32 protein-coding genes are annotated in these 19,386 nt (G+C 37.4%); all 32 read left to right on the top strand.

Annotation, left to right across the window (positions count from 1 at the left end):
• Window positions 1-24 precede the first annotated feature (24 nt).
• The 32 genes from rplC (at window position 25) to SJY09_RS09375 (ending at window position 19,321) form a co-directional block, all read left to right on the top strand.
• Entirely contained in the window at window positions 25-642 is a 618-nt protein-coding gene (gene rplC, locus SJY09_RS09530; RefSeq protein WP_396635490.1) for a 50S ribosomal protein L3, read from the top strand.
• Window positions 642-1,271, top strand: a complete 630-nt coding sequence (gene rplD, locus SJY09_RS09525; RefSeq protein WP_396635489.1) for a 50S ribosomal protein L4 — start codon at window positions 642-644, stop codon at window positions 1,269-1,271. The genes rplC and rplD overlap by 1 nt, the downstream gene beginning before the upstream one ends.
• A 7-nt stretch (window positions 1,272-1,278) precedes the next feature.
• Window positions 1,279-1,569: a 50S ribosomal protein L23 gene (gene rplW, locus SJY09_RS09520; protein WP_126592174.1), complete on the top strand. Its 291-nt coding sequence runs from the start codon at window positions 1,279-1,281 to the stop codon at window positions 1,567-1,569.
• Window positions 1,570-1,578: 9 nt separating this feature from the next.
• Window positions 1,579-2,403, top strand: coding sequence for a 50S ribosomal protein L2 (gene rplB / locus SJY09_RS09515; RefSeq protein ID WP_396635488.1), 825 nt, complete (start codon window positions 1,579-1,581; stop codon window positions 2,401-2,403).
• Window positions 2,404-2,416: 13 nt separating this feature from the next.
• Window positions 2,417-2,695 carry a 30S ribosomal protein S19 gene (gene rpsS / locus SJY09_RS09510; RefSeq protein ID WP_027078352.1) on the top strand — a complete coding sequence of 93 codons (279 nt, stop codon included), beginning with the start codon at window positions 2,417-2,419 and terminating at the stop codon, window positions 2,693-2,695.
• A 3-nt stretch (window positions 2,696-2,698) separates the two neighbouring features.
• Window positions 2,699-3,106 (top strand): 50S ribosomal protein L22, encoded by a 408-nt coding sequence (rplV, locus tag SJY09_RS09505; protein ID WP_396635487.1) that lies wholly within the window; start codon window positions 2,699-2,701, stop codon window positions 3,104-3,106.
• 1 nt (window position 3,107) lies between these two features.
• Entirely contained in the window at window positions 3,108-3,827 is a 720-nt protein-coding gene (gene rpsC / locus SJY09_RS09500) for a 30S ribosomal protein S3 (protein WP_396635486.1), read from the top strand.
• A 19-nt stretch (window positions 3,828-3,846) separates the two neighbouring features.
• Entirely contained in the window at window positions 3,847-4,275 is a 429-nt protein-coding gene (gene rplP, locus SJY09_RS09495; protein ID WP_396635485.1) for a 50S ribosomal protein L16, read from the top strand.
• 12 nt (window positions 4,276-4,287) lie between these two features.
• A complete protein-coding gene (gene rpmC, locus SJY09_RS09490; RefSeq protein ID WP_099573181.1) occupies window positions 4,288-4,479 on the top strand; it encodes a 50S ribosomal protein L29 in 192 nt (63 codons plus the stop codon).
• 13 nt (window positions 4,480-4,492) lie between these two features.
• The gene (rpsQ, locus tag SJY09_RS09485; RefSeq protein ID WP_027078357.1) at window positions 4,493-4,753 is read left to right on the top strand and encodes a 30S ribosomal protein S17; all 261 of its coding nucleotides are present in this window, start codon (window positions 4,493-4,495) and stop codon (window positions 4,751-4,753) included.
• Between the two features lie 3 nt (window positions 4,754-4,756).
• Complete coding sequence (rplN, locus tag SJY09_RS09480; protein WP_013993867.1) at window positions 4,757-5,125, top strand: 50S ribosomal protein L14; 369 nt, start codon at window positions 4,757-4,759, stop codon at window positions 5,123-5,125.
• 11 nt (window positions 5,126-5,136) lie between these two features.
• Entirely contained in the window at window positions 5,137-5,451 is a 315-nt protein-coding gene (gene rplX / locus SJY09_RS09475; RefSeq protein ID WP_396635484.1) for a 50S ribosomal protein L24, read from the top strand.
• Window positions 5,452-5,453: 2 nt separating this feature from the next.
• Window positions 5,454-6,005, top strand: coding sequence for a 50S ribosomal protein L5 (gene rplE, locus SJY09_RS09470; RefSeq protein ID WP_396635483.1), 552 nt, complete (start codon window positions 5,454-5,456; stop codon window positions 6,003-6,005).
• Between the two features lies 1 nt (window position 6,006).
• Window positions 6,007-6,276, top strand: coding sequence for a 30S ribosomal protein S14 (rpsN, locus tag SJY09_RS09465; protein ID WP_179242380.1), 270 nt, complete (start codon window positions 6,007-6,009; stop codon window positions 6,274-6,276).
• 70 nt (window positions 6,277-6,346) lie between these two features.
• Entirely contained in the window at window positions 6,347-6,745 is a 399-nt protein-coding gene (gene rpsH, locus SJY09_RS09460; RefSeq protein WP_396635482.1) for a 30S ribosomal protein S8, read from the top strand.
• A gap of 19 nt (window positions 6,746-6,764) precedes the next feature.
• The gene (gene rplF / locus SJY09_RS09455; RefSeq protein ID WP_396635481.1) at window positions 6,765-7,307 is read left to right on the top strand and encodes a 50S ribosomal protein L6; all 543 of its coding nucleotides are present in this window, start codon (window positions 6,765-6,767) and stop codon (window positions 7,305-7,307) included.
• Between the two features lie 10 nt (window positions 7,308-7,317).
• Complete coding sequence (gene rplR / locus SJY09_RS09450; RefSeq protein WP_396635480.1) at window positions 7,318-7,674, top strand: 50S ribosomal protein L18; 357 nt, start codon at window positions 7,318-7,320, stop codon at window positions 7,672-7,674.
• 9 nt (window positions 7,675-7,683) lie between these two features.
• Window positions 7,684-8,208 carry a 30S ribosomal protein S5 gene (gene rpsE / locus SJY09_RS09445; protein WP_396635479.1) on the top strand — a complete coding sequence of 175 codons (525 nt, stop codon included), beginning with the start codon at window positions 7,684-7,686 and terminating at the stop codon, window positions 8,206-8,208.
• Between the two features lie 8 nt (window positions 8,209-8,216).
• Window positions 8,217-8,396: a 50S ribosomal protein L30 gene (rpmD, locus tag SJY09_RS09440; RefSeq protein WP_396635478.1), complete on the top strand. Its 180-nt coding sequence runs from the start codon at window positions 8,217-8,219 to the stop codon at window positions 8,394-8,396.
• An 11-nt stretch (window positions 8,397-8,407) separates the two neighbouring features.
• Window positions 8,408-8,860 (top strand): 50S ribosomal protein L15, encoded by a 453-nt coding sequence (rplO, locus tag SJY09_RS09435; RefSeq protein ID WP_396635477.1) that lies wholly within the window; start codon window positions 8,408-8,410, stop codon window positions 8,858-8,860.
• A gap of 14 nt (window positions 8,861-8,874) precedes the next feature.
• Complete coding sequence (gene secY, locus SJY09_RS09430) at window positions 8,875-10,218, top strand: preprotein translocase subunit SecY (RefSeq protein WP_396635476.1); 1,344 nt, start codon at window positions 8,875-8,877, stop codon at window positions 10,216-10,218.
• A 3-nt stretch (window positions 10,219-10,221) separates the two neighbouring features.
• Window positions 10,222-10,437, top strand: coding sequence for a translation initiation factor IF-1 (gene infA, locus SJY09_RS09425; protein ID WP_013305172.1), 216 nt, complete (start codon window positions 10,222-10,224; stop codon window positions 10,435-10,437).
• An 8-nt stretch (window positions 10,438-10,445) separates the two neighbouring features.
• Complete coding sequence (gene ykgO, locus SJY09_RS09420) at window positions 10,446-10,562, top strand: type B 50S ribosomal protein L36 (RefSeq protein ID WP_013305171.1); 117 nt, start codon at window positions 10,446-10,448, stop codon at window positions 10,560-10,562.
• Between the two features lie 2 nt (window positions 10,563-10,564).
• Window positions 10,565-10,939: a 30S ribosomal protein S13 gene (gene rpsM / locus SJY09_RS09415; RefSeq protein ID WP_379932603.1), complete on the top strand. Its 375-nt coding sequence runs from the start codon at window positions 10,565-10,567 to the stop codon at window positions 10,937-10,939.
• Window positions 10,940-10,948: 9 nt separating this feature from the next.
• The gene (rpsK, locus tag SJY09_RS09410; RefSeq protein ID WP_099573169.1) at window positions 10,949-11,341 is read left to right on the top strand and encodes a 30S ribosomal protein S11; all 393 of its coding nucleotides are present in this window, start codon (window positions 10,949-10,951) and stop codon (window positions 11,339-11,341) included.
• 89 nt (window positions 11,342-11,430) lie between these two features.
• The gene (gene rpsD, locus SJY09_RS09405) at window positions 11,431-12,036 is read left to right on the top strand and encodes a 30S ribosomal protein S4 (RefSeq protein ID WP_396635475.1); all 606 of its coding nucleotides are present in this window, start codon (window positions 11,431-11,433) and stop codon (window positions 12,034-12,036) included.
• A 17-nt stretch (window positions 12,037-12,053) separates the two neighbouring features.
• Window positions 12,054-13,046 carry a DNA-directed RNA polymerase subunit alpha gene (locus tag SJY09_RS09400; RefSeq protein WP_396635474.1) on the top strand — a complete coding sequence of 331 codons (993 nt, stop codon included), beginning with the start codon at window positions 12,054-12,056 and terminating at the stop codon, window positions 13,044-13,046.
• 57 nt (window positions 13,047-13,103) lie between these two features.
• On the top strand, window positions 13,104-13,637 hold the full coding sequence (rplQ, locus tag SJY09_RS09395) for a 50S ribosomal protein L17 (RefSeq protein WP_126592166.1): 534 nt from the start codon (window positions 13,104-13,106) through the stop codon (window positions 13,635-13,637).
• A 97-nt stretch (window positions 13,638-13,734) separates the two neighbouring features.
• Entirely contained in the window at window positions 13,735-14,862 is a 1,128-nt protein-coding gene (carA, locus tag SJY09_RS09390) for a glutamine-hydrolyzing carbamoyl-phosphate synthase small subunit (RefSeq protein ID WP_396635473.1), read from the top strand.
• A 106-nt stretch (window positions 14,863-14,968) separates the two neighbouring features.
• A complete protein-coding gene (gene eno, locus SJY09_RS09385; RefSeq protein ID WP_396635472.1) occupies window positions 14,969-16,261 on the top strand; it encodes a phosphopyruvate hydratase in 1,293 nt (430 codons plus the stop codon).
• Window positions 16,262-16,369: 108 nt separating this feature from the next.
• Window positions 16,370-17,905, top strand: a complete 1,536-nt coding sequence (locus SJY09_RS09380; protein ID WP_396635471.1) for a glycogen synthase — start codon at window positions 16,370-16,372, stop codon at window positions 17,903-17,905.
• A gap of 129 nt (window positions 17,906-18,034) precedes the next feature.
• Complete coding sequence (locus tag SJY09_RS09375; RefSeq protein ID WP_396635470.1) at window positions 18,035-19,321, top strand: citrate synthase; 1,287 nt, start codon at window positions 18,035-18,037, stop codon at window positions 19,319-19,321.
• The last annotated feature ends 65 nt before the right edge of the window (window positions 19,322-19,386 follow it).

The raw sequence follows: 19,386 nt of genomic DNA, 5'->3' as shown, positions 1-19,386 counted from the left end.
TAATAGTAATTAATATAAATAAATATGTCTGGGTTAATAGGAAAAAAAGTAGGCATGACCAGTATTTTTGATGAGAACGGCAAGAACATGCCTTGTACCGTTATCGAGGCTGGGCCGTGTGTAGTTACCCAAGTCAGAACCGAAGAGGTAGACGGGTACAATGCCCTTCAACTTGGTTTCGATGACAAGGCAGAAAAACGTGCTAACAAGGCTGAGCTAGGTCATGTTAAAAAAGCAGGTGCTTCTCCGAAGAAAAAAGTCGTTGAGTTTCAAGGTTTTGAAGGTGATTACAAATTAGGAGACATCGTTGGTGTTGACCTTTTTGTAGAAGGGGAATTTATCGATGTTATAGGAACATCCAAAGGTAAAGGATTTCAGGGTGTTGTTAAACGACACGGATTCGGTGGAGTAGGGCAAGCTACTCATGGTCAGCATAACAGACTTAGAGCTCCTGGTTCTATTGGTGCTGCTTCATACCCTGCTAGAGTTTTTAAGGGAATGAGGATGGCTGGAAGAATGGGTGGAGAACGTGTAACAGTTCAAAATCTTAAAGTATTGAAAGTAGTACCAGAAAAGAATCTTTTAGTTGTAAAGGGTTGTGTTCCTGGTCATAAAAACGCTTACGTAACTATTGAGAAGTAATGAAGGTAGCAGTTTTAGATATAAAAGGTAAAGATACGGGTAGAAAGGCAGACCTTTCTGACGACGTATTTGGTATAGAGCCTAACAATCATGCGGTATACTTAGATGTAAAGCAATATTTAGCACATCAGAGACAAGGTACGCACAAGGCAAAGGAAAGAGCCGAGATTGCAGGTAGTACGAGAAAGATTAAAAAACAAAAAGGTACAGGTACGGCGAGGGCTGGTAGTATTAAGTCTCCTATTTTTCGTGGAGGTGGACGTATTTTTGGCCCAAGACCAAAGGATTATACGCAAAAGTTGAATAAAAACTTAAAGCGTTTGGCTAGAAAGTCGGCACTTAGTTTAAAATCAAAAGACAGGGCAATTTTAGTAGTTGAGGACTTTGATTTTGATGCACCTAAAACAAAGGATTTTGTACAAGTTTTAAAGTCTTTGGGACTTGAAAACAAAAAATCTTTAATTGTGTTGGGCGATTCAAATAAAGGCGTATATTTGTCTTCGCGTAATTTTAAGGGTTCAGATGTTGTAACTCATTCAGAATTAAGCACTTACAAAATACTTAATGCAAATAGCTTGGTATTATTGGAAGGGTCCCTAGAAGGAATAGAGTCGAACTTAAATAATTAGTAAAACCATGAGTGTGTTGATAAAGCCAATTATAACGGAAAAAATGACCGCAGATAGCGAGTTGAACAACCGTTATGGTTTCATAGTTGATCCAAAGGCCAACAAGATTCAGATTAAGGATGCTGTTGAAGCTGCTTATGGTGTTTCGGTCAAGAAAGTTCGTACGATGAATTACGGACCAACAAGAAAATCCAGATATACCAAAACTGGTGTGCAACACGGAAAAACTAATGCTATTAAAAAAGCAATAGTTGATGTTGTAGAGGGAGATATTATTGATTTTTACAGTAATCTATAAAGACAAAAAATGTCAGTTAGAAAATTAAAACCAATCACTCCTGGACAGCGTTTTAGAGTAGTAAACGGATTTGACGCCATTACTGCTGATAAGCCGGAGAAAAGCTTGCTTGCTCCGTTAAAAAAGTCCGGAGGTAGAAATAGTCAAGGAAAGATGACCATGCGCCAAAAAGGTGGTGGGCATAAAAGAAGATATCGAGTGATCGATTTTAAAAGGGATAAGCAGGATGTCTCTGCAACTGTTAAGTCTATTCAGTACGATCCTAATAGAACTGGATTTATAGCTCTTTTGGAATATGCTGATGGTGAGAAGAGATATGTTGTTGCGCAGAATGGCTTGCAGGTAGATCAAAAAATATCTTCGGGCACCAAGGCAGCTCCAGAAATTGGAAACGCATTGCCTCTTAGCGAGATACCTTTAGGGACTATAATTTCTTGTATAGAATTAAGACCAGGTCAAGGTGCTGTTATGGCTAGAAGCGCTGGTACTTTTGCGCAATTAATGGCAAAGGATGGGAAGTTTGTTACTGTTAAAATGCCTTCTGGTGAGACAAGGTTGATCCTGTCTGCATGTATGGCTACAATCGGAGCAATATCTAATTCTGATCATCAACTATTGGTATCCGGTAAAGCTGGTAGAAGTAGGTGGTTAGGTAGAAGGCCTAGAACTAGACCAGTAGCAATGAACCCTGTTGATCACCCAATGGGTGGTGGTGAAGGAAGAGCTTCTGGTGGGCATCCAAGATCAAGAAATGGTATTCCGGCAAAAGGATTTAGGACTCGTTCGAAAACTAAGAGTACCAATAAGTATATAATAGAACGTAGAAAGAAATAAAAAGTAGAAAGAAATGGCACGTTCACTAAAAAAAGGACCTTACGTTCACTATAGTCTGGAGAAGAAAATCCAGCAAAGCGCTTCATCTGGAAAGAAGTCTGTTATAAAGACTTGGTCTAGAGCATCTATGATTACTCCTGATTTTGTTGGGATGACAATAGCTGTGCACAACGGAAGACAATTCGTACCGGTTTTCGTTACTGAAAACATGGTAGGGCATAAGTTGGGGGAATTTTCACCCACAAGATCGTTTAGAGGTCATGCAGGTGCAAAAAATAAAGGTAAAAAGTAAGCTATGGGAGTTCGTAAAAAACAAATGGCCGAAAGAATTAAGGCTGAAAAAAAGAAAGTAGCTTTTGCAAAGTTGAATAACTGCCCTACTTCTCCTAGGAAAATGAGACTTGTTGCGGATTTAGTTCGTGGTGAGAAAGTAGAAAAAGCTTTGGCTATCTTAAGGTTTAATCCTAAGGAGGCTTCCAGAAAATTAGAGAAGCTATTATTGTCAGCTTTAGCTAACTGGCAAGCCAAGAATGAGGATGAAAATTTAGAAGATGCTGATTTGGTGGTTGCTGAGATAAGAGTAGATAGTGGTGCGATGTTAAAGAGACTTCGTCCCGCTCCTCAAGGTAGAGCGCATAGAATAAGAAAACGTTCGAATCACGTTACTTTAGTATTGGGGTCTAAAAATAATATAGAAAGCTAGAATGGGACAGAAAACAAATCCAATAGGAAATCGTCTAGGAATTATCAGAGGTTGGGAATCCAACTGGTATGGTGGTAATGATTATGGAGATAAGCTAGCCGAGGATAACAAGATAAGAAAGTACATTCACGCAAGGCTTTCAAAAGCAAGCGTTTCAAGAGTAATTATTGAACGTACGCTGAAGCTTATAACGGTAACTGTTACTACTGCAAGACCCGGTATCATTATCGGTAAGGGTGGTCAAGAGGTTGATAAGCTCAAGGAAGAGCTTAAGAAGATTACCAACAAGGAGGTGCAGATAAATATCTACGAAATAAAAAGACCCGAAGTAGATGCTAATCTCGTGGCTGCAAGTGTTGCTCGTCAGATTGAAAGTAGAATCTCTTTTAGAAGGGCTATCAAAATGGCAATAGCTGCGGCAATGAGAATGAATGCTGAGGGAATTAAAATACAAATATCTGGTCGTTTAAATGGTGCAGAGATGGCACGTTCCGAGTCTTACAAAGACGGAAGGATTCCATTGTCAACTTTTAGAGCGGATATTGATTATGCTTTACATGAAGCACAGACTACCTATGGTAAATTAGGTATTAAGGTTTGGATTATGAAAGGGGAGGTTTACGGTAAGCGAGAGCTTTCTCCATTGGTTGGCATGCAAAAGGGTCAGTCTAAAGGGTCTGGTAAACAAGATGGAGGTAGAAAACCACGCCGTAGAAAGTAATTTTTAAAGAAGTAAAGAAATGTTACAACCGAAAAGAACGAAGTATCGTAAAATGCAGAAAGGCCGTATGAAGGGTAATGCCGGTAGAGGGCATCAACTTTCTAATGGTATGTTCGGTATAAAATCTGTGGGAGATGCTGCTTTTTTAACATCACGTCAGATAGAAGCTGCTCGTATTGCAGCCACTAGATACATGAAGAGAGAGGGCCAGTTATGGATTAAGGTTTTTCCAGATAAGCCTATTACCAAGAAACCACTAGAGGTGCGTATGGGTAAAGGTAAAGGTGCTCCAGAATATTTTGTTGCAGTTGTAAAACCTGGTAGAATTATGTTTGAGGTGGCCGGTGTGCCTATGGATGTTGCCAAAGAGGCGTTAAGATTGGCTGCTCAAAAGCTGCCTGTAAAGACGAAATTTATAACAGCTAGAGATTATACAGTAGAGAATTAATCGTAGGGGATTATGAAAAAACAAGAAATTAAAGAATTGTCTGTTGAAGGACTTACGGAAAAACTTGCTGAATATAAGAAGCAGCATGCAGATTTAAAAATGGCTCACTTTGTAACTCCTTTGGAGAACCCTTTACAGATAAGAAAGGTAAGAAGAACTGTTGCGAGGCTAGCTACGGAATTAACAAATAGGGAAAACCAATAACTGGTTCTGCTTTATGGAAGAAAAGAGAAATTTAAGAAAAGAAAGAGTTGGGGTTGTAACCAGTAACAAAATGGAAAAGTCCATTGTAGTTGCGGAAGTAAAACGTGTTAAGCACCCTATGTACGGTAAGTTCGTTTTGAAAACGAAAAAATACGTTGCACACGACGAAAAGAATGATTGTAGGGAAGGTGATACCGTTAAGATAATGGAAACGCGTCCTATGAGTAAGACCAAGTGTTGGAGGTTAGTAGAAATCTTAGAAAGAGCTAAATAAGTTATGTTACAGCAAGAATCTAGACTAAAGGTGGCGGATAATACCGGAGCAAAGGAAGTTTTAACTATCCGTGTTCTTGGAGGTACCAAAAGAAGATATGCCTCTATCGGAGACAAAATTGTAGTTACTGTTAAGGAAGCTACACCAAATGGAGGTATTAAAAAAGGTGCGGTTTCTACGGCAGTAGTCGTAAGAACCAAAAAAGAGGTGAGAAGACCTGATGGTTCGTACATTAGATTCGATGATAACGCCTGTGTTCTTCTTAACCCTACAGGGGAGATGAGAGGCACGCGTGTTTTCGGACCTGTAGCGAGAGAATTGAGAGATAAGCAATTCATGAAAATTGTTTCATTGGCCCCTGAGGTACTATAAGATAGAGTAAGATGAAGAAGTTAAAAATTAAAACTGGGGATACAGTCAGAGTTGTTGCAGGTGACCACAAAGGTTCTGAAGGCAAGGTAATGATTGTTAATCTAGAAAAGAACAAAGCCATTGTGGAAGGCGTAAATATGGTTTCTAAACATGAGAAGCCTAGTGCTAAAAATCCGCAAGGTGGTATAGTAAAAAAAGAAGCTTTAATTCATATATCGAATTTATCTTTGATTGATCCTAAATCAGGTGATACCACAAGAGTAGGTTATGATATGAGGGATGGTAAAAAAGTAAGGTTTTCTAAGAAATCCAATGAAGTAATTTAGTTATGACTTACGTTTCAAGATTAAAGAAAGAATATAAGGAGCGCATTGTATCTGCGCTTACAGAGGAGTTTGGTTACAGAAATGTAATGCAAGTGCCTAAGTTAGAAAAAATTGTAGTCAGTAGGGGAGTTGGAGCAGCTGTGGCTGATAAGAAGCTTATAGATCACGCTGTTGATGAAATGACTATGATAACTGGTCAAAAGGCTATACCTACAATGTCCAAAAAAGATGTTGCTGCATTTAAATTGAGAAAAGGTATGCCCATTGGCGCTAAAGTTACTCTTAGAGGTGAACGTATGTACGAGTTTTTAGATAGACTTGTTACATCTGCACTTCCAAGGGTTAGGGATTTCCAAGGAATTAAGGCCACAGGTTTTGATGGTAGAGGAAATTACAATTTAGGTATCACGGAACAAATTATTTTTCCTGAGATTAATATTGACAAAATCAATAGAATCAACGGTATGGATATAACCTTTGTTACTTCTGCAGAAACAGATAAAGAAGCAAAGTCATTATTAACAGAATTGGGATTACCCTTTAAAAAGAACTAGTATGGCTAAAGAATCAATGAAAGCCCGTGAGAGAAAAAGGGCAAAGACGGTAGCTAAGTATGCTGAAAAAAGAAAGGCTTTAAAAGAAGCCGGAGATTATGAGGCTTTACAGAAATTGCCAAAGAATGCTTCTCCAGTGCGTATGCATAATAGATGTAAGCTGACAGGTAGGCCAAAAGGGTACATGAGAACTTTTGGAATTTCTAGGGTTATGTTCAGAGAGATGGCTAACAAAGGATTGATACCAGGAGTTAAGAAGGCCAGCTGGTAGATTAAAAAGTAAATTAAACTGGTTTCAGGTTTAGTAATAATGCTAAAAACCGTCACCGAATTTCATATAAATGGTAACAGATACTATAGCAGATTATCTAACGAGAGTTAGGAACGCAAGTAGAGCAGGTCACAGAGTAGTGGAAATCCCTGCGTCTAACTTAAAAAAGGCAATGACGAAGATATTATTCGATCAAGGATATATTCTTAGTTATAAGTTTGAAGATGATAAGGTTCAGGGAACTATTAAAATAGCCTTGAAGTATGATAAGATGACCAAAGAGCCTGTAATAAAAAAGATACAACGTATCAGTAAGCCTGGTCTAAGAAAGTACGCGCCAAGTGAAGATTTACCTAGAGTATTAAATGGTCTAGGTATAGCAATAGTGTCTACATCGCATGGGGTAATGACAAGTAAGCAGGCAAAGGCAGAAAACGTCGGTGGTGAGGTTTTATGCTACGTATATTAACAGAATAAAGAGTTAGAAGATGTCTAGAATAGGAAATAATCCAATAGGAATTCCAGAAGGAGTTACAATAGAAATCAATGATAACATCATTACTGTTAAAGGGAAATTAGGAGAATTAACTCAAGAATTTTCTGGTGTAAGTGTTAAAATTGAAGATGGTGAGGCGTTTGTGACCAGACCTTCAGATTCTAAGGAGCATAAAGCAAAACACGGACTGTACAGATCCTTGATACTAAACATGGTAGAAGGTGTTTCTAAAGGTTGGACTAAGGAATTGGAGTTGGTAGGGGTAGGTTACCGTGCTAGCAATCAAGGACAAAAATTGGATTTGGCCTTAGGTTTCTCTCACAACATAGTTTTTGATTTGGCTCCAGAGGTTAAGGTGGAGACAATTTCAGAAAAAGGGAAGAACCCAATTGTAAAGCTTACTTCTCACGATAAGCAATTAGTTGGCCATATAGCGGCAAAAATTAGATCTTTCCGTAAACCTGAGCCTTACAAAGGAAAAGGGGTTAGGTTTGTAGGTGAAATTTTAAGAAGAAAGGCTGGTAAGTCAGCTTAATTATAGAATTATGGGATTATCAAAAACGCAGAGAAAGTATAGAATTCGAAGAAGAATCCGTAAGGTTTCTGTTGGAACCGCTGAAAGACCAAGATTATCGGTTTTTAGAAGTAACAATGAAATTTATGCTCAGGTTATAAATGATGTAGAGGGTATCACTTTGGTTGCTGCATCGTCAAGAGATAAGGATATTGCTTCTTCCAAAGGAAATAAAACTGAAATAGCAACTTTGGTTGGAAAGGCTATAGCTGAGAAGTCAGTTAAGGCTGGCTTGGATAAAGTTGCATTTGATAGAGGTGGTAATTTGTATCATGGAAGAGTAAAAGCTTTGGCCGAAGGGGCCAGGGAAGCTGGACTAAAATTCTAAAATAAGAGTATGTTTCAAAAATATAAGAACGTAGAGACTGTAAAACCTGGAGGTTTAGATCTTAAAGATAGATTGGTCGGTGTGCAGCGTGTAACTAAAGTTACAAAAGGTGGTAGAGCATTTGGATTTTCCGCAATAGTTGTAGTTGGAGATGAGAATGGTGTTGTTGGTCACGGTCTTGGTAAGTCTAAGGAAGTTGCCACAGCAATTGCAAAAGCTATTGAAGATGGAAAAAAGAATCTAATACGTATTCCTTTAAATAAAGGTACACTACCTCATGAACAAAAAGGAAAATTTGGTGGTGCACGCGTATACATACAACCTGCCTCGCATGGTACAGGGGTGATTGCAGGTGGTGCTGTTAGAGCGGTATTAGAAGCAGTTGGGGTTCATGATGTACTTTCTAAATCACAAGGTTCATCTAATCCTCATAATGTAGTTAAAGCAACTTTTGATGCATTACTGCAGTTAAGGGACGCGAAAACCGTTGCGCAACAAAGAGGAGTTTCCTTAGAGAAAGTTTTTAAAGGTTAAGTAATATTATGGCAAAGATTAAGGTTACACAGTTAAAGAGTAGTATCAAAAAGCCTCAAAATCAAAAGCGAACTTTAGAAGCTCTTGGTTTAAAAAGAATTGGTCAGGTCGTTGAACACGATAACACACCTAACATTCTGGGAATGATAAATAAAGTTAAACATCTAGTTTCTTCAGAAGAAGCTTAAATAAGTATTTGATGAATTTAAGTAATCTACAACCTGCAGAAGGTTCAGTTAATAGAGATGGTAAACGTCTAGGAAGAGGCCAAGGGTCTGGAAAAGGAGGAACTGCTGCAAGAGGACATAAAGGAGCAAAATCTAGATCAGGGTATTCTAAGAAAATCGGATTTGAAGGTGGTCAGATGCCGTTGCAAAGAAGAGTTCCTAAATTCGGTTTTACAAATATAAACCGAAAAGACTATCAGGGGATTAACCTAGATAAGTTACAGGCACTAGTTGATGACAAGTCAATTAAGGATACTGTAACTTTAGATATATTAATCGCGAAGGGACTGGTTAGAAAAAATGAGTTAGTCAAAATTTTAGGGGGCGGTGAGTTAAAAGCTTCACTTAAAATTTCAGCACATAAATTTACAGCTACTGCAAAGGCAGCAATAGAGGCTGCTGGAGGTGAAGCAATAAGTTTATAAGTACAAACGAGAGCATGAAGAAGTTTATTGAAACAGTATCCAATATTTGGAAAATAGAAGAACTAAGGAATAGAATACTTATTACTTTAGGTCTTTTGTTGGTTTATCGTTTTGGTTGCCAAATTGTACTTCCGGGTATTGATTCTACACAATTAGGTGGATTGGCAGATGGTACGGATCAAGGGATATTTGGTTTGTTGAATGCATTTACAGGAGGGGCTTTTGCTAACGCTTCTGTTTTTGCACTTGGTATCATGCCCTACATATCTGCATCGATTGTTGTTCAATTAATGGGAATAGCAATACCTTATCTTCAGAAATTACAAAAAGAGGGGGAGAGTGGACGTAAAACTATAAATCAGATAACGAGATGGTTAACCATTGGTATTTGTATAGTACAAGCTCCTGCCTATCTTTATGGATTAGAAGCTTTTGGCGTTAGAGATAGTGCTTTCCTTTTAGGAAAAGGATTAGATTTCATGGTGCCTGCGGTAATTATACTTGTTACAGGTTGTGTTTTTGCAATGTGGTTAGGAGAGAAGATTACGGATAAGGGAATCGGTAACGGTATATCATTGTTAATAATGATAGGTATTATTGCAACCTTACCGCAGTCATTTGTTCAAGAATTTATATCTAGAACCACAAACAATAATGGTGGACTTATGTTCATCCTTATCGAAGTAATTGTTTGGTTCTTAGTTATTCTTGCTAGTGTGCTTTTGGTAATGGCTACAAGGCAAATTCCGGTACAGTACGCTAGGAGAACTGCATCTGGGGGATATGAAAAGAACATCATGGGGTCAAGGCAGTACATTCCTTTAAAGCTAAATGCTTCAGGTGTAATGCCAATTATATTCGCGCAAGCTATTATGTTTGTTCCTAGTATGATCGGTGGTGCTTTTGACGACACAGAATTTGGTCAGTGGATGCAGGTTCAATTTGCGGACATCTTTGGACTGGCTTACAATATATTATTTGGTTTGTTGATTATTATATTCACTTATTTTTATACTGCCATTACGGTTCCTACAAATAAAATGGCGGATGATTTGAAAAGAAGTGGAGGTTTTATACCAGGAATTAGGCCGGGCAAGGAAACCGGTGACTTCTTAGATAAGATAATGTCATTGATTACATTACCGGGATCTATATTTTTGGCTTTACTTGCAGTGTTACCGGCGATAGTTGTAAAACTATTGGATGTGCAAGCAGGTTGGGCTTTATTTTACGGAGGAACATCTCTGCTTATTATGGTAGGTGTTGCTATAGATACCGTGCAGCAGGTCAATTCATATTTGTTGAACAGACATTATGATGGTCTGATGAAATCAGGAAAAAATAGAAAAGTAGCATAATTTATGGCTAAGCAAGCAGCAATAGAGCAAGATGGATCTATCATAGAAGCGTTGTCAAATGCAATGTTTCGTGTGGAGTTAGAAAATGGACATGTGGTTACTGCTCATATATCGGGCAAAATGCGCATGCATTATATTAAATTATTACCTGGAGATAAGGTGAAACTGGAAATGAGCCCGTACGACCTTACGAAAGCAAGAATTACTTATAGATACTAAGATACAAGATGAAAGTAAGAGCATCAGTTAAGAAAAGAAGTGCCGACTGCAAGATTGTTCGCAGAAAGGGCAGGTTGTACGTAATCAACAAAAAGAATCCTAGATTTAAACAAAGACAAGGGTAATTATGGCAAGAATCGCGGGTATAGATATACCAAAACAGAAAAGAGGCGTAATTGCCTTGACCTATATTTTCGGAATTGGAAGAAGCAGGTCTAAAGAAATATTAGAGAAAGCCCAAGTTAGTGAAGATACTAAGGTTTCTGATTGGAACGATGACGAGATTGGACGTATCAGGGAGGCTGTATCTTCTTTTACTATCGAAGGAGAGCTTCGTTCTGAAACGCAATTGAACATTAAGCGTTTGATGGATATTGGTTGTTACAGAGGTATTCGTCATAGATCAGGTTTACCCCTAAGAGGTCAGCGTACAAAGAATAACTCTAGAACTAGAAAAGGAAAGCGTAAAACAGTTGCTAACAAGAAGAAGGCTACTAAATAATATATAGTTATGGCAAAGGCAAATACAAAAGTAACTAAGAAACGTAAGGTTGTTGTAGATTCTGTTGGTGAAGCTCACGTAACGGCTTCTTTTAATAACATTATTATTTCATTGACTAATAAGAAAGGAGATGTCATTTCATGGTCATCAGCTGGTAAATTGGGATTTAGAGGTTCAAAAAAGAATACACCATATGCTGCGCAAGTTGCTGCTGAGGATTGTTCTAAAGTAGCTCATGAAGCTGGTTTAAGAAAAGTAAAGGTTTATGTAAAAGGGCCAGGTAATGGTAGAGAATCTGCTATACGTGCATTACATAATTCAGGAATCGAAGTAACAGAAATTATAGATGTTACTCCAATGCCTCATAATGGTTGTAGACCTCCAAAAAGAAGAAGAGTTTAATTAAGTATTAATATATTTCACAGAAGGTGTAATTACGATTATCGAAGGATAAGCCTTAATTCATAATCTCACTTTCATAATTTAAGAAAATGGCAAGATATACAGGACCAAAATCAAAAATCGCTCGTAAATTCGGAGAAGCGATATTCGGAGACGATAAAGCCTTCGAAAAGAAAAATTATCCTCCAGGACAACATGGTAATGCAAGACGTCGTGGTAAAAAATCGGAGTACTCCGTTCAATTAATGGAGAAGCAAAAGGCAAAATACACTTATGGTATCTTGGAAAAGCAGTTCCGTAATTTATTCTCTAAGGCAAACAGTAGTAAAGGTGTTACAGGTGAAGTTTTACTTCAGTTGTGTGAATCACGGTTAGATAACGTAGTTTATAGAATGGGAGTTTCCCCTACTAGAAGCGGTGCTAGACAATTGGTTTCGCATAGACACATTACTGTTAACGGAGAGTTAGTTAACATTCCTTCTTATTCTTTAAAGGCAGGAGATGTTGTTGGGGTTAGAGAAAAATCAAAATCCTTACAAAGCATACAAGATTCATTGGCTGCTAATAGTTCAGTTTATGAATGGATGACTTGGAATACTGAAAAAAAGGAAGGTACATTTGTATCTGTTCCTGAAAGACTTCAAATTCCTGAAAATATCAAAGAACAATTAATAGTCGAGTTATACTCTAAATAAACAACACTGATCCAATTATGGCATTATTTAATTTTCAGAAACCCGATAAAGTAATAATGATCGATTCCTCAGATTTCGAAGGGAAATTTGAATTTCGTCCTTTGGAACCTGGTTATGGATTAACTGTTGGGAATGCATTAAGAAGGGTATTGCTTTCTTCGTTAGAAGGGCATGCCATCACATCCGTAAGGATTGATAAAGTAGAACACGAGTTCTCTGTAATATCTGGTGTTGTAGAAGACGTAACCGAGATTATATTGAATTTAAAACAGGTTCGTTTCAAGAAACAAATAGAAGATTCCGAAGCTGAAGTAGTTTCAATATCCGTTAGTGGTAAAGACCAATTGACCGCTGGAGATTTTCAGAAGTTTATTTCTGGTTACCAAGTACTTAACCCTGATTTAGTAATCTGTAATATGGATGCTAAGGTTAGCATTAATATGGAAATTACTATCGATAAAGGTAGAGGTTATGTTCCTGCTGAAGAGAATAAAAAATCTGGCGCGCCAATGGGAACTATTGCTGTAGATTCTATTTTTACTCCAATCAAGAATGTAAAGTACAGTATTGAAAACTTTCGTGTAGAACAAAAAACGGATTATGAAAAACTTGTTTTTGAAATCGTTTCTGATGGTTCCATACACCCAAAAGATGCTTTAACAGAAGCGGCTAAGGTGTTAATACATCACTTCATGTTGTTCTCCGATGAAAGAATTACTTTAGAGGCAGATGAAATTGCACAGACAGAAACTTATGATGAAGAATCTTTACATATGAGACAGTTGTTAAAGACTAAACTCGTAGATATGGATTTATCTGTTCGTGCTTTGAATTGTCTGAAAGCGGCTGAAGTTGATACTCTTGGCGATTTAGTATCTTTTAATAAAAACGATTTAATGAAATTCAGAAACTTCGGTAAGAAGTCGTTAACAGAGCTAGAAGAACTTGTTATCAACAAAGGTCTTAGTTTTGGAATGGATTTATCAAAATATAAATTAGATAAGGATTAATAATCATATTTTGCTCCTCGCAAGTCGAGTCTGGTAGCAAGATGATAACGTAATGATATGAGACACGGTAAAAAAATAAATCATTTAGGAAGAAAAACAGCGCATAGAAAGGCAATGTTGGCCAATATGGCTTGTTCCTTAATCGAACATAAGAGAATCAATACTACGGTTGCTAAAGCTAAGGCGCTTAAGCAATTTGTAGAACCGTTGATTACAAAGTCGAAAGCTGAAAACAATTTATCAGCAGAAAAGGGTACGCACAACAGACGTATTGTTTTTAAGAGCCTTAGAGATAAGTATGCTGTAACGGAATTGTTCAGTGTGGTTTCAGAGAAGGTTGCAGATAGACCAGGAGGTTACACTAGAATTATAAAGCTAGGAAATCGTCTTGGAGATAATGCAGATATGGCAATGATAGAGTTAGTAGACTTCAATGAAGTTTATAACGCTGGTAAGCCTAAGAAGAAATCAACAAGAAGAAGTAGAAGAGGAAGTGGAGCTAAAACGGAGACACCTCCAGTAGCTGTTGCAGATTCTAAAGCGGAAGCGCAAACTGATACAGAAGCTAAGGCAGATGACTCAGAAGAATAAAATGTCAATAAATATTGATAATTATAAAAGGATAAGCTTTAAAGCTTATCCTTTTTTTATGTTTTTTTGTTAACGATTAATAAAGTAGAGAAAACTTATGAAATATCAATCCAGAAAGAAAGCGTTAATACTATTGGCAGACGGGACTATTTTTTATGGGAAGTCTGTTGGGGATAAAGAAGGAACTGCATTTGGTGAAGTCTGTTTTAATACAGGAATGACAGGGTATCAAGAGATTTTCACAGACCCCTCTTATTTTGGTCAATTGATGGTTACCACGAATGCACATATCGGTAATTATGGTACTAGTGAAGAAGAGGTTGAGTCTGAATCTATCAAGATTTCTGGATTAATTTGTAGAAATTTCAGTTATGAATACTCTAGACCAATAGCCGATGCAAGTTTGGAGGAGTTCTTAAATAAAAACGAATTGTTTGCTATATCTGATGTTGATACGAGAGCTTTGGTAAACTATATAAGAGATAATGGGGCTATGAACGCTGTTATTTCTACCGATGTTAATAATATTGAAAGCCTAAAGAAACAATTAAAGAAAGTGCCTAGTATGGATGGTTTGGAATTGGCTTCTAAGGTCTCAACTATTGAACCGTATTACTATGGAGACAAAAATGCGAAGTACAAGATATCTGCATTGGACATTGGTATTAAGAAGAATATCTTAAGAAATCTGGCTAAAAGAGACGCATACATAAAAGTGTTCCCTTATAATACTAGTTTTGATGAAATGTCCTCTTGGAATCCTGACGCGTATTTTATTTCTAATGGGCCTGGTGATCCAGAACCTCTTAAGGATGCTATTGATACCGCTAAGGATATTATTAAAACCAATAAACCATTATTCGGAATATGTTTAGGGCATCAAGTAATCGCTTTAGCTAATGGAGTTTCGACCTATAAAATGCATAATGGTCACAGGGGTATAAATCATCCGGTTTTGAATATGCTTACAGGGAAAGGAGAAATTACTTCTCAAAATCATGGTTTTGCTATTAATAGAGAAGAAACGGAAGCGAATACAGAGTTAGAGATTACACACGTGCATTTGAACGATAAGACGGTTGCCGGTATCAGAATGAAAGACAAGAATGTTTTCTCTGTACAATACCACCCAGAAGCTAGTCCAGGTCCTCATGATGCCGACTATCTTTTTGATGACTTCTTTGAGTTAATTGCTAAAAAGACAAAAGAGCCGTTAGAAGTTTAAGATATCGTTATTTTATCGGCATTTACAAGGGGTAAAGAATTCTTTGAAAAGAGTGTTTCGTATCTTTGCAAATCATTAATAATCAATTTTAATTCAAAAATATCAGATGAGTATCATATTAAGTGTTCACGCTAGACAAATATTAGATTCAAGGGGTAATCCTACCGTAGAGGTAGATGTAATTACGGAAAATGGTATAATGGGGAGGGCGGCTGTTCCTTCTGGTGCTTCTACCGGAGAGCATGAGGCTGTTGAGCTTAGAGATGGTGGTGATTCTTTTATGGGTAAAGCGGTTACTAAGGCCGTGGCAAACGTTAATAACCTCATTGCAGAGGAAATTTTGGGCATGTCCGTTTTTGAGCAAAATCTATTGGATCAAACAATGATAGATTTGGATGGTACATCAAACAAATCCAAACTAGGTGCAAATGCTATTTTAGGTGTTTCATTGGCGGCTGCAAAAGCTGCTGCAAATGAACTTGGACTATCATTGTACCGATATGTAGGAGGCGTAAGTGCAAATACGCTCCCTGTTCCTATGATGAATATTATAAACGGTGGGTCTCACTCGGATGCACCTATTGCGTTTCAAGAATTTATGGTTATGCCCGTAAAGGCGAAGAATTTTTCCCATGCTATGCAAATGGGGACTGAAATTTTCCATAATCTTAAAAAAGTATTACACGATAGAGGTTTAAGTACTGCAGTAGGAGACGAAGGTGGTTTCGCACCTAATCTTGCCGGTGGAACTGAAGATGCGTTAGATACAATTGCAAAGGCTGTAGATAAGGCAGGTTACAAGTTAGGCGATGATGTTATGATTGCATTGGACTGTGCTGCGGCAGAGTTTTTTGTAGATGGAAAATACGATTACACGAAATTTGAAGGTGATAAAGGTGTCATACGCACATCACAGGAGCAGGCACAATATTTAGCAGACCTTTCTGCTAAGTATCCTATTATTTCTATCGAGGACGGTATGGACGAGAATGATTGGGACGGATGGAAAGCGTTAACGGAAAAAATAGGGGATAAAGTACAATTGGTAGGTGATGACTTATTTGTTACTAATGTAGAGCGTTTGTCTACTGGAATAGAAAAAGGTATCGCTAACTCTATTTTAATAAAGGTGAATCAAATCGGAACATTGACAGAAACCATCGCAGCGGTGAATATGGCTAAAAATGCCGGGTATACTTCTGTAATGTCACATCGTTCTGGTGAAACCGAAGATAATACCATTGCAGATTTGGCAGTTGCACTTAACACAGGTCAAATTAAGACGGGTTCAGCATCACGTTCCGATCGTATGGCCAAATATAATCAGTTGCTACGTATAGAGGAAGAACTTGGTAGTATGGCATACTACCCAAAGGACAAAGCCTTCAAACTAAAATAATAACTCTAAAAAGCCTTTCTAATTCAGAAAGGCTTTTTTTTGAATTATTCCAAAAAAAAATACTTATCTTTTTACAATTCAATAATTAAAATTCCTCTACTACCGAATATGAATAATTTTCTTTTTGTTGCTGCCGAGAATGATGCTATACCAGATTGTAAAGCGGGAGGAATGGGCGATGTAGTCCGGGATGTCCCTAGAGAGATTTCCAAACGTGGAGATAAAGTGCATGTAGTCGTTCCTTCCTATTCCAGATTGCATAAATCCGGAGTTTTCAAAATGAATCTAAATTTTCAGCTTAGAGGTACTACTTACACTGCCGAGCTATACGAGGTCGTTCCAAAAAAAATCGATGCTAACATAAAACATTATGTAATCCATCATCCAGAGATAGAGGAAGGTGGTATTGCACATATTTATCATGACGATCCTACGGAGCCATTCTATAACGATTTTGTAAAGTTCATGATTTTTAACACTGCGGTAGCAGAATCTATGCGAGTAGAAGCTTATGGTTCTTTAGATATTGTTCATATGCACGATTGGCATTCAAGTGCAGTATTATTTTTAAAAAAATACCATCCTAGCTACAGCGTTTTACGGAAGATGAGATACGTTTATAGTATTCATAATTTAGCTATACAAGGCATACGTCCCTTTTACGATAATTACGCTTCTGTCAATAATTGGTTTCCAGAAATAACGCTAGACCATAAAACCTTGATGGACCCACGTTATCAGGATTGTATAAATTTGATGGCCGTTGGTATTCGCTTGGCAGATGCCGTACATACGGTGTCTCCCTCTTACAAAGAAGATGTAATGCTTCCTAGCAGAAAACCCGAATTTATTGGAGGGGAAAGTTTGGAAACGGATTTATTACAAGCGGACAATGAGGGACGTTTATTCGGAATTTTGAATGCATCCAATTACGACAATATTAGAGAAGCGGAAAAAGGCTTTCTTTATAGAAATACGGTCAAAGCATTATTTGGATGGCTTCAGGACGAGTCAAAAATGTACAAAGCTAATTTCCTCGCTCATACAGGTGAAAAGATTATGCAATACGTAGGCAATAGACCTAAATTTATAGTATCTAGTGTTGCCCGTTTAACAGAACAAAAGTTCTACTTTTTCATGCGGTCTCCAGAAGCCTTGGAAAAGATGTTGAAGCGACTCGATAAAATAGGTGGAATTTTTATGCTTTTGGGAACAGGAGACCCGGGTTACGAGGAACATTTTCGTAATATGAGCTACAAGTACAAGAATTTTATTTTTACGAACGGTCAGTCAGAAGATTTGATAGACTCCATGTATTTAGAAACGGATCTTTATTTTATGCCCAGTCTTTTTGAGCCTTGTGGCATAAGTCAAATGCTTGCCATGCGTAATGGTAATCCTTGTTTAGTGCACCATACCGGAGGTTTAAAGGATACGGTTTCGCATCTAAAAACAGGTTTCGCGTTTGATGGTAATACCTATGATCAAAAAATTAAAAATATGGTCAAAAGTTTTGACCAAGCCCTAAATATATGGGAGAACGATCAGCCTAAGTGGAAAAAAATTAAAGCCAACGCCAAAAAAGCGCGCTTTACTTGGGAAAAGTCTCTAGATGCGTACTATAAGGATTTGTATTTATTATAGTCTAAAAAGGACCATTTTTATCTTGAAACAAGTGGTGTTAATAATTCTCTAAAGCTACCTGTTTAATTGTTAAAACAATCGCTTTTCCGTAAATTTACGATTCAGATTAATTATAAGTAATTACGATATATGTCAGAAAAAGCTACTTTAAAGTACGATGGTAAAGAATATGAATTTCCAGTTATAAAGGGCACGGAAGATGAACTTGCAATAGATGTTAAGACGTTACGTGGTAGTACTGGTGGTATGATAACCATTGATCCTGGATATAAAAATACAGGATCTTGTGAAAGTGCTATAACATTTTTAGATGGCGAGAAGGGTATTCTGAGATATAGAGGATATTCCATAGAAGAGCTTGCTGAGAAAGCGGATTTCCTTGAAGTGGCATATTTATTAATTTTTGGAGAATTGCCTAACAAAGAACAGCTAGAGGCTTTTCATATTGATATAAAAAATGAATCTCATGTAGATGAAGAAATGAAAAAGATTTTAGATGCATTTCCAAAATCTGCTCATCCAATGGGTGTTCTTTCTTCACTAACAAGTGCCTTGATTGCTTTTAATCCAATTTCGGTAAACGTTACTTCAAAGGATGAGATGTACGGAGCTATAGTTAGGATATTAGCTAAGTTTCCAGTTCTTGTAGCATGGACGCTTCGTAAGAAAAAGGGATTACCACTGGATTATGGTGATGATAGTTTAGGTTATGTTGAAAACATTCATAAAATGATGTTCAAAAAGCCTTCACAAGAATATAAGCGAAACAAAATAATTATAGACGCACTTGATCAGTTACTGATTTTACATGCAGATCATGAACAAAATTGTTCTACATCGACTGTTCGTATTGTCGGGTCTTCACATGCAGGCCTATTTGCTTCACTTTCTGCAGGTATCTCCGCTTTGTGGGGTCCATTGCACGGGGGTGCCAACCAAGCTGTTTTAGAGATGTTAGAAGCTATTGAAGCAGATGGTGGTGATACTAAAAAATATATGGCAAAGGCCAAGGATAAGAGTGACCCTTTCAGATTAATGGGTTTTGGTCATAGAGTTTATAAGAATTTTGATCCTAGAGCCAAGATTATAAAAAAAGCAGCTGAAGAAGTACTTAATGACCTTGGTATAGATGACCCAATACTTGAAATAGCTAAAGGACTTGCGAAAGAAGCATTGGAAGATCAGTATTTCGTAGATCGGAAATTATATCCTAATGTAGATTTCTACTCGGGTATTATATATAGGGCATTGGGCATACCCACGGAAATGTTTACCGTGATGTTCGCTTTAGGAAGATTACCAGGTTGGATAGCCCAATGGAGAGAGATGAGATTACGAAATGAACCAATAGGTAGACCAAGACAAGTTTACATTGGAGAAACAGAACGTTCGTTCGTTGAACTGGATGCTAGGTAGATTGCTACCTTAAAATAAAAACAATGAAAGCTCTTTTATTTATAAAAGAGCTTTTTTTTGTTTCA

Origin of the sequence: Maribacter sp. R77961, assembly GCF_044594925.1 — a bacterium.
In the GTDB taxonomy this organism is placed as follows: domain Bacteria; phylum Bacteroidota; class Bacteroidia; order Flavobacteriales; family Flavobacteriaceae; genus Maribacter.
This window is presented reverse-complemented; position numbering and strand designations above follow the sequence as displayed.